Genomic DNA, 9,536 nt, shown 5'->3' on the forward strand with positions numbered 1-9,536 from the left:
GACGCCCCCTCCGAGGCCCCCGATGCGGCCAGGGCCACGCCCAGACCGGGACCCACGAGCCCCATACCGGCGGACTGCGCCGACCGGCTCAGCAAGTACCCGGCGGAGGTGGCCGGGGACGGCGACAGGCCGTCGCCCACAGGCGGCATCAACCCGTCCTCTGGGGCCGGGGCCGAGAGCGATGGAGGCGCGGGGTGGCTGTCCGGGTCAGCCGGCGGCGTCGGCCCGGCTCCCGAGGCCGGTGCCGAGAGCAGTGCGGGCGCGGGATCTGGGTCCGGGTCAGCCAGCGAGCTGGGCCCGGCTCCCCTGCTCGCGGCTGACGGCGGCGTGGGCCCGTCGACCAAGGCCCCGGCCGGCACGGGCGTCGCCCCGCCGCCTGGGGCCGGTTCAGCCATCGGCATGGGTGCGGCTCCCCAGGCCGGGGCCGAGAAGGGCCTGGCCGCAGTTCCCCAGGCCGCGGCTGACGGCACCATAGGACCGTCTCCCAAGGCCTGGGCCGACGGCGGTACAGGCCCGGTGGCTGGGGCCGTGTCAACCATCGGCATGGGCCCACCTCCCCAGGCCGGGGCCGAGGGGGGCGTAGACGCAACTCCCCAGGCCACGGCTGCCGATGCAGAGGGCCCGGCACCTGAGGCCGGAGCAGTCATCGGCATGGGCGCAGCTCCCCGGGCCGACGCTGACGGCACCATGGGCCCGTCTTCCACGGACCGGGCCGATGGTGCCGTGGGCTGGGCTCCAAGCGCCGGCGTCGACTGCGGCGTAGGCCCGGTTCCGGAGGTCGGGGGCGATGGTGTCATGGACGGGGCTCCAAGGGCCGGGGCTGACAGCGGCGTTGGTGCGGTTCCCGGGGCCGGCGGCGACATGCGGGCCGCTCGCGAGGGCACCGGCGGCCTGGACTCGGCTGGGCCGCTGGGGGACGGTACTGGCTCGTACTCGGTACCAGGCCTGGCCCCGGGGGGCGGTGGCGGCTGTGGGAGCCCTGAGTTCGGAAGCTGCGAGGGCCGGTGCTCGGCCGGAGCAGCCGAGCCCGCCGCAGACGCCGTGGATGCCGTGGATGCCGCGGACTGGGGTGGGGCATCGAGATGGGGGGCCGACGCTGTTGAGGGAAGCCCGGCCTCCTCCTGCACAGGCCTCGGGGAGGAGCTTCCGGGGAGGGGCGGCGAGGGCCTGTGGTCGTATCCGGGAGCAGCGGGAGAGTCAGGGGCTCCCGGCGTGGTTGGCGTTCCCAGGGCCGGTACCGACGTCTCCGCGGGAGCGGCGGGCACCGGCCTCGGCGCCGCCGGAGCGAGGAGGGACCGTAGCGGATCGGCGGGCGCCGCCTCAGCCTGAGCAGGCAAGAGCCCTGGTGTTTCGCCGGGTGCCGAGGCACGCGGCGAGAGCGGCGAACCCAGCCCTTCAGCGGGGACCGATAGCGGAGTCGCCGGGGCGAGGGCGGGGGCGGAATCTGGCGACTGCGCCGGATCGGCCGGTGTAGGGGGCAGAGCGCCCTCATCAGGCGCCGAGGCGAGTGACGCAGAGGCGGTGGGCGGGCGCGGCGAACCCAGTCGACCCCGGGAACCCGTCAGCGCGGGGCCGGCCGTCGGGGTCGGCGTCGAGCCCAGCGACAGCGCTGACTCTGCAGGCATCGGCATCGGCATCGGCATCGGCATCCGCGGTGCAGGCTCCGCCGGAGCGAGCGGCGGCTGTTGCGGATCGGCAGCCACGGACGAGGGCGACGCAGCAACAGCCGGGAGGGCGGGGGCCGGTGAGGGGCTCTGCGACGCCATGGGCTCAGCGGGCATGGGTGCCAACGGCTCGGGCTCACCCGGAGTAGGTGGGGCCCCTGGCGGGGCGGTGCGCAAGGGCGCCGGGTCGGACTCGGGCGGAGGTTGCGGGGAACCCGGCGCCTTGGTGAGCGGCGGGGGCGGGATGGCGGCGGCCTGCGGTGATGCAGGCCGCAGCTGGGCTGGGGGCGGCGGAGGTGGGGTGGCAGCGGTCGAAGTCTGCCGTGTGTGCGAGGGGTTGGCAGGTGGCTGCGCGGACACGGGCGCCCCGATCGTGGGTCCCGGGGAGGTGAGTGGCGGCGCCGTGGACGGGGTCTGGGGCCCCGGAGGAGCGGCCGAGGCGGGGGTGGCACCCATTGGCGGCCGCACCACGGGAGTCGCTGGGGACCCCGTGGGACCGGCCGAGGGGATGGCCGGACCCGACGCCACGGACAGCGGTGCCGACAAGGTGGCCGAGGTCGAGGTGGCGCCCATCGGTGTGGACGTCAGCGCCGCGGGAATGGCCGGGGACTGCGTGGGGCCGGACGAGAGAGCCGCCGGATCCGAGATTGAGGACGGCGGTGCCGCCGGGGTGGGCCAGGTGGGAGCCGACACCTCGGAGCGCTGCGCCGCCGGCAGGGGCGACGTGGAAGCCGACGCCAAGGACGGTGGTGCCGGGAGCGACGTGGGAGCCGAACCCGCGGACCGCGGTGCCGCCGGCGGGGGCGAGGCCGGGCCCGGCGCAGACGTCAGCGTGGGAGCGGGCTGTGCTGCGGAGCGGGGTGACGTGGGGGTGGGGAGCGGCGCCTCGGGCTGGGGTGCCACCGGCGGGAGCGAGGTGGCAGCCGACACCACGGACCGCTGTGCCGCCGACAGGGGCGAGGCCGGGCCCGGCGCAGACGTCAGCGTGGGAGCGGGCTGTGCTGCGGAGCGGGGTGACGTGGGGGTGGCCGGCGCAAGGGGGGTAACCGACACCACGGACCGCATTGCCGCCGACGGGGGCGACGTGGGAACCGACACCACGGACGGTGGTGTCGCCGGCATGGGCGACGTGGGGGCCGAAGCCACGGACCGCGGTGCCGCCGGCGGGGGCGAGGTGGGGCCCGGCGCAGTTGGCGGTGTGGGGGCGGGTCGCGCTGCGGAGCGGGGTGGCGTGGGGGTGGTTGGCGGGAGGGTGGGGAGCGGCGCCTCGGGCTGGGGTGGCGGTGGGAGGGGGGAGGTGGGGTGGAAGGGGTCGGGCATGGAGGTCCTTAGCGGCGGGTGGCGGCGGAGAGGGCGTCGGCGAGGCGGTCGAGGACGGCCGCGGCCTGTTCGTCGGTCAGGGTGAGCGGGGGCAGGAGGCGGACGACGCTGGAGTGGCGGCCTCCGAGTTCGACGATCAGGCCGCGGTCGAGACAGGCCTGGCGGACCGCCACGGCGAGTTCGGGCGCGGCTTCCCCGGTGTCCGGGTCGGCCAGTTCGACGCCGAGCATCAGGCCGCGGCCCCGTACGTCCGCCACGCACGGGTGCGCCGGGATCAGCCCGCGCAGCGCGGCGAGCATGCGCGCGCCGAGGGTCCCCGCACGCTCCGCGAGGCCGTTCTTCCGTACGTAGGCCAGGGTCGCCGTGCCCGCCGCCATGGCGAGCTGGTTGCCCCGGAAGGTGCCGGCGTGGGCGCCGGGGGCCCACTGGTCCAGCTCCCCGCGGTACACGATCACCGCGAGCGGCAGACTGCCCCCGATGGCCTTGGAGAGCACCATCACGTCGGGGACGACGCCCGCGTGGTCGACCCCCCAGAAGGCCCCGGTGCGCCCGACCCCCGTCTGGACCTCGTCGGCGATCAGCGGGATCCCCCGCTCCGCCGTGATCTCCCGCATCCTGCGCAGCCAGGCGTCGGGGGCGGGGTGGACTCCGCCCTCTCCCTGGACGGGTTCGACGATCATCCCGCCGGGTCCGGGCACCCCGCTCTTGGGGTCGTCGAGCAGGCTCCGCGTCCAGCGGGCCGACAGTTCCGCGCCCTCGGCTCCGCCGACTCCGAAGGGGCAGCGGTGGTCCTGCGGGTACGGCAGCCGGGTCACCCGTACGTCCGTGGCCCCGCCGGAGGCGGCCAGCGCACCCGCGGTCATGCCGTGGTACGCCCCGGTGAAGGCGAGCAGCCCCGGCCGGCCGGTCGCCGTACGGACGAGGGTGAGGGCGGCCTCCACCGCGTCCGTCCCGGCCGGTCCGCAGAACTGGATGCGGGCGTCGGCGGCCAGCTCCGCCGGCAGGTTGGCGAACAGCTCGGTGGTGAAGGCGTCCTTGACCGGGGTCGCGAGGTCCAGAACGTGCAGCGGGGCCCCCGAGTCGAGGACCCCGCGGATGGCTTCGAGCACCACGGGGTGGTTGTGGCCGAGGGCGAGGGTTCCGGCGCCGGAGAGGCAGTCGAGGTAGCGGCGTCCGTCCGCGCCCTCGATGGTCAGGCCCCGCGCGCGGACGGGCACGATGGGCAGGGAACGCGCGTACGTCCGTGCAGCGGACTCCCGTTGTGCCTGCCGGCGCAGGATCCCCTCGCCCCCCGAGACCCCGTCCGGTCCCGGAGCCGACCCCGGTGCCGACCCCAGCGCCGACCCCGGCGCCGACCCCCGAGCCGGCTCCGGACCGGCCAACTGTCCCGTCTCCGTGGCCCGGTCCGCCTGCGCCGGTACCTGCGCCCCGGCCGTGGCCGCCTCCTCGCCCGTCCAAGCCCTCAAAGGCACGAGTGTCGCTCCTCCCGCACGGTTGCCCTTCCGGGGTGCGCTTCGAACACCCACGCTGCTCCCCCGTCCCCCGTACGTACCAACGACGGTGGCGGCGACGGATCACGGGTGGAGCCAAGATCCTTGCCCTGCCCGGGATCCCTCCCCGCCCGGCGGAACCGGCGCCCCGGGCTGTGCCGTCCCCCAGGGCAGCGGCATAGTGGGGTGCTGCAACCCGGGCGCCCGCCCACCCGGGCACCATCCCGAACCAAGAACCATCCCGAACCCAGAACCACCCAGGGGGATTCACGACATGCGACCGATCCGACCGGTCACCGCGATCCTGTGCTCGGCCGCGCTCGCGCTGACCGCCGCGGCGTGCGGGCCAGGCGACGGTGAGACCGACGCCAAGCCGACCGTGGCGGTGAGCGTGCCCACCAGCCTCGACGGGGTGAAGATCCCCGACGGGCTCAGGGACAAGCTCAAGGAGCACGGCATAGACCTGGAGAAGTGGAAGGGGGGTGAGTGGAAGAACTGGAAGAAGGAGGACTGGCTCCGCGAGGCGGGCGACTACATCAACCCGATCATCGAGGACCTCTGGGACCCGGACCGGATGCGCGACGCCGACAAGACGCCGCAGCCGCCCGCCGTCGATCCCGACGCGGGCAAGGACCAGGGCGTCACCGACCCGACCCCGGCCCCGGTGGCCGCCAAGGCCGCGGCCGCGCCCTACCACCAGAGCGTCCCCGCCTCCGGCAAGGTCTTCTTCGACGGACCCGAGGGATCGATGGTCTGCTCGGCGACCGTGGTCAAGGACCCGGCGCACCCCGGCAAGTCCAACATGGTCTGGACGGCCGGCCACTGCGTGCACGCGGGCAAGGCCGGCGGCTGGTACCGCAACATCGCCTTCGTCCCGTCGTACAACAACAAGGGCAAGTCCGCGGCCGCGCTCAAGGGTGCGCCCCGCGAGGAAGTGGCCCCGTACGGCGTGTGGTGGAGCGACTGGGCGCAGACCTCCGACCAGTGGATCGCGACCGGCGGTCCGACCGGCGGCGCGGGTGCCCCGTACGACTTCGCGGTGCTGCACGTGACCCCGGAGAAGGGTGGCGGCAAGTCGCTGGAGGAGACGGTCGGTACGGCGCTCCCGGTGGCGTTCAGCGCCCCGGCCGCGCCGAAGATCGCGAAGATGACGGCCACCGGCTACCCGGCGGCGGCTCCGTTCGACGGCCAGAAGACCTTCCAGTGCGCCGACAAGCCGGGCCGGCTGTCGCTGAACGCCACCGACCCCACGATGTACCGCATCGGCTGCACGATGACCGGCGGTTCCTCGGGCGGCGGCTGGGTCGCGGCCGGCGCCGACGGCAAGCCGGCGCTGGTGTCGAACACGTCCATCGGCCCCGCCAAGGCGGGCTGGCTGGCCGGGCCGCGGCTGGGTCCCGAGGCGAAGGGCGTTTTCGACGCGGTGAGCGGCAAGTTCAAGTAGCCGTACCTGCCCACCACATGGCCGAGGGCCCCCGCTGATGCGGGGGCCCTCGGTCGTGCGCGGCGCGGCGCGGCCCGGGGCCGGGCCGCCGCCTCAGTGCTTCGCGAGCACGAACGGAGCGAGCTCCGAGGCCAGTTCGGCGTGCACCCGGGCCTTGAGCAGGGTGCCCTCCTCGATGTGCTCCTCGGAGATCACCTCGCCCTCGGCGTGCGCCCGGGCGACGAGCCCGCCGCGCGTGTAGGGCACCACGGCCTCGATCTCGATCGCCGGCCGCGGCAGTTCCGCGTCGATGAGCGCGAGGAGTTCCTCCATGCCCTGACCGGTGCGCGCCGAGACGGCGATGGAGCGCTTCTCGATCCGCAGCAGGCGCTGGAGCACCAGCGGGTCGGCCGCGTCCGCCTTGTTGATCACCACGATCTCGGGCACCTTGACGGCGCCGACCTCGCGGATGACCTCGCGGACCGCCGCCAGCTGCTCCTCCGGCGCCGGGTGCGAGCCGTCCACGATGTGCAGGATGAGGTCGGAGTCGCCGACCTCCTCCATCGTGGAGCGGAACGCCTCGACGAGGTGGTGCGGCAGGTGCCGGACGAAGCCGACCGTGTCGGCCAGGGTGTAGACCCGGCCGGACGGCGTCTCGGCCCGGCGCACGGTCGGGTCGAGGGTGGCGAACAGTGCGTTCTCCACCAGGACGCCCGCGCCCGTGAGGCGGTTGAGCAGCGAGGACTTGCCCGCGTTCGTGTAACCGGCGATGGCGACCGAGGGCACCTTGTTGCGGCGCCGTTCCTGCCGCTTGATGTCGCGGCCGGTCTTCATCTCCGCGATCTCCCGGCGCATCTTCGCCATCTTCTCGCGGATCCGGCGCCGGTCGGTCTCGATCTTGGTCTCACCGGGGCCGCGGGTGGCCATGCCGCCACCGCCGCCGCCACCCATCTGCCGGGACAGCGAGGCACCCCAGCCGCGCAGCCGCGGCAGCATGTACTGCATCTGCGCGAGCGCCACCTGCGCCTTGCCCTCACGGGACTTCGCGTGCTGGGCGAAAATGTCGAGGATGAGCGCGGTCCGGTCGACCACCTTCACCTTGACCACGTCTTCGAGGGCGATGAGCTGGCCGGGGCTGAGCTCACCGTCGCAGACGACGGTGTCGGCGCCGCTCTCCATCACGATGTCGCGCAGCTCGCGCGCCTTGCCGGAACCGATGAAGGTGGCCGGGTCGGGCTTGTCGCGGCGCTGGATGACGCCGTCGAGCACGAGCGCGCCCGCCGTCTCGGCGAGGGCGGCGAGCTCCGCGAGGGAGTTGTCCGCGTCCTGCACCGTGCCGGAGGTCCACACGCCGACGAGCACGACCCGCTCCAGGCGGAGCTGGCGGTACTCGACCTCGGTGACGTCCTCGAGCTCGGTGGAGAGACCGGCCACGCGGCGCAGGGCCGCGCGCTCGGAGCGCTCGTACTGGGCGCCGTCCCGGTCTCCGTCGATCTCGTGGCTCCAGGCGACGTCCTCTTCCATCAGGGCGTCGGCCCGAAGGCTCTCGGTGAAGCTCTGCGGGTCCGGCGCATCCTGTGCGTCGTCCCGCGCGTCCTGGGAAGGGGAAGAAGAGGAGGTCATTGGATCCTTACGTCGTTTTCGAATGCGTCCGCGTCAGGCGAAGCGGAGCCAAGGCCAAAGCTACTCCCGCGCGTGACATAACACTGTCACGTCCAACGTGTGACACTCCCCGGAGATTCCCCCCGGATCCCTCCGGGATTGCCTCCGGGATTCGCCCCGGGGTTCCCCTAGGGATTCGCCCGGTGCGTCCCGGCCCGCGGAACGGCCTCGTCGATGGTGGCATGCCCGTTCCGTACGCGTCACACGCTTTTCGGGGCGGTCCACTCCGGGTGGCCCGGCATGGCGGGGGTCTTCTTCCCGTACAGCCACGGCTCCAGGAACGGGCCCAGGTCCCGGCCCGCCTCCTGCGAGGCCAGCCGTACGAAGTCCTCCGTACCCGCGATCGCGTCCCGGTGCTCCCCCACCCAGCGCCGCTCCACCCGCTCGAAGGCCGGGACGCCGATCTCCTGGCGCAGCGCGTACAGGATCAGCGCGGCGCCGTCGTAGACCGCCGGCCGGAACAGCCCGATCTTCTCGCCCGGGGCGGCGGGCTTGGGCGCGGCAGGGGGGCCGCCGGCCGCCCGCCACTGGTCGGAGCGCTGGTAGGCCTCGCGCATGCGGCGCTCCAGGGAGTACTTGCCGAGGCCGTCCGCGTACAGGGCCTCGTACCAGGTGGCGTGGCCCTCGTTGAGCCACAGGTCGGACCAGGTGCGCGGGCTCACGCTGTCGCCGAACCACTGGTGGGCCAGCTCGTGGACCATGACGGACTCCACGTACCACTCGGGGTAGCCGCCGCTGCCGGCGAACAGCGTGCTCTCGAACAGCGACAGGGTCTGCGTCTCCAGCTCGAAGCCGGTACGGGCCTTCGCGATCAGCACCCCGTAGTTCTCGAAGGGGTAGCGGCCGACCCGGGCCTCCATCCACGCGATGTGCCCGGCGGTCTTCTTCAGCCACGGCTCCAGCCGTTCCCGTTCCGCAGCGGGGACCACGTCGCGCAGCGGCAGTCCGTGCGGCCCGGTGCGGTGGATCACGGCCGAGTCGCCGATCGAGACCTGGGCGAGCTCGGTGGCCATCGGGTGCAGCGTCCGGTACGTCCAGGTGGTCGCGGCTCCCGCCCGGCGGGCCGGGAGCGCGCCCGGCACCCCGTTGGCCACGGCCGTGGTCCCGGCCGGCGCGGTCACCCGGAAGGTGAAGTACGCCTTGTCGGCGGGGTGGTCGTTGCACGGGAAGACCCGGTGGGCGGCGTCGGCCTGGTTCGCCATGGCCAGCCCGTCGTCGGTGACCACCCAGCCGCCGTCGCCGCGGCCGCGCGGGTCGCTCGTGTGCCGGACGGTGATGTGGAGGGGCAGGTCCGGCTCCACCGGCCGGGCCGGGGTCAGGACGAGGTCCTCGCCGACGGCGGCGAAGCCGGCGGGCTCCCCGTTGATCTCCGCCGAGGCCACCTTCCCGTGGGTGAAGTCGAGGTTGACGGTCTCCAGCCGGGTGAGGCTGCGCGCGTCGATGACGGTGACCGCGTCGAGGGGGGTGCTGTTGTTCTTGTAGGCGAAGGACAGGTCGTACGAGAGCACGTCGTACCCGGGGTTCCCGAGCTCGGGGAACAGCACGTCGCCGATGCCGAGCGCCTTGGGCGGGGGCACGACGGCGGCGACGAGGGTGAGGGAGGCCGCGGCCAGCAGGGCGGCGCGCAGGCGCGGGGAGGTGAGCTGCATCCCCCACCGCTTATCAGCGCCCGCCGCGCACCCGCGAACGGCGCGCGACGGCTCCACCCGAATGGGGTCGGGCGGACTGCGCCCGGCTGACGTCGCGGGCCCCCCGGCAGGTCGTGGGGGCTACCCCCGGCCGACGCCGCAGACCCCCCGGCACGTCCCCCGCCCGTCCCCGGGGCTCCCCCCGGCCGACGCCGCAGACCCCCCGGCACGTCCCCCGCCCACTCCCGGGGCTCCCCCCGGCCGACGCCGCAGACCCCCCGGCACGTCCCCCGCCCGTCCCCGGGGCTCCCCCCGGCCGACGCCGCAGACCCCCCGGCACGTCCCCCGC

The 9,536-nt window shown here is 74.5% G+C and carries 4 protein-coding genes; 1 reads left to right on the top strand and 3 read right to left on the bottom strand.

The annotated features are described in order from the left end of the window. Positions 1–2,992: 2,992 nt before the first annotated feature. Positions 2,993–4,321 (bottom strand): diaminobutyrate--2-oxoglutarate transaminase family protein, encoded by a 1,329-nt coding sequence (locus ACWCP2_RS09340; protein WP_450907979.1) that lies wholly within the window; start codon positions 4,319–4,321, stop codon positions 2,993–2,995. 427 nt (positions 4,322–4,748) lie between these two features. Between ACWCP2_RS09340 and ACWCP2_RS09345 the strand changes: the two genes are divergently transcribed. Next, the gene (locus ACWCP2_RS09345; RefSeq protein ID WP_450907960.1) at positions 4,749–5,918 is read left to right on the top strand and encodes a trypsin-like serine peptidase; all 1,170 of its coding nucleotides are present in this window, start codon (positions 4,749–4,751) and stop codon (positions 5,916–5,918) included. Positions 5,919–6,011: 93 nt separating this feature from the next. Here the strand turns inward: ACWCP2_RS09345 and hflX are convergent, their stop codons facing one another. Together hflX and ACWCP2_RS09355 are read right to left on the bottom strand one after the other, a co-directional pair. Then, the gene (gene hflX, locus ACWCP2_RS09350; RefSeq protein WP_450907961.1) at positions 6,012–7,520 is read right to left on the bottom strand and encodes a GTPase HflX; all 1,509 of its coding nucleotides are present in this window, start codon (positions 7,518–7,520) and stop codon (positions 6,012–6,014) included. A gap of 239 nt (positions 7,521–7,759) precedes the next feature. Next, positions 7,760–9,208, bottom strand: coding sequence for a M1 family metallopeptidase (locus tag ACWCP2_RS09355; RefSeq protein ID WP_450907962.1), 1,449 nt, complete (start codon positions 9,206–9,208; stop codon positions 7,760–7,762). Positions 9,209–9,536 lie beyond the last annotated feature (328 nt).

The sequence above is a fragment of the Streptomyces sp. NPDC002104 genome (genome assembly GCF_053593795.1).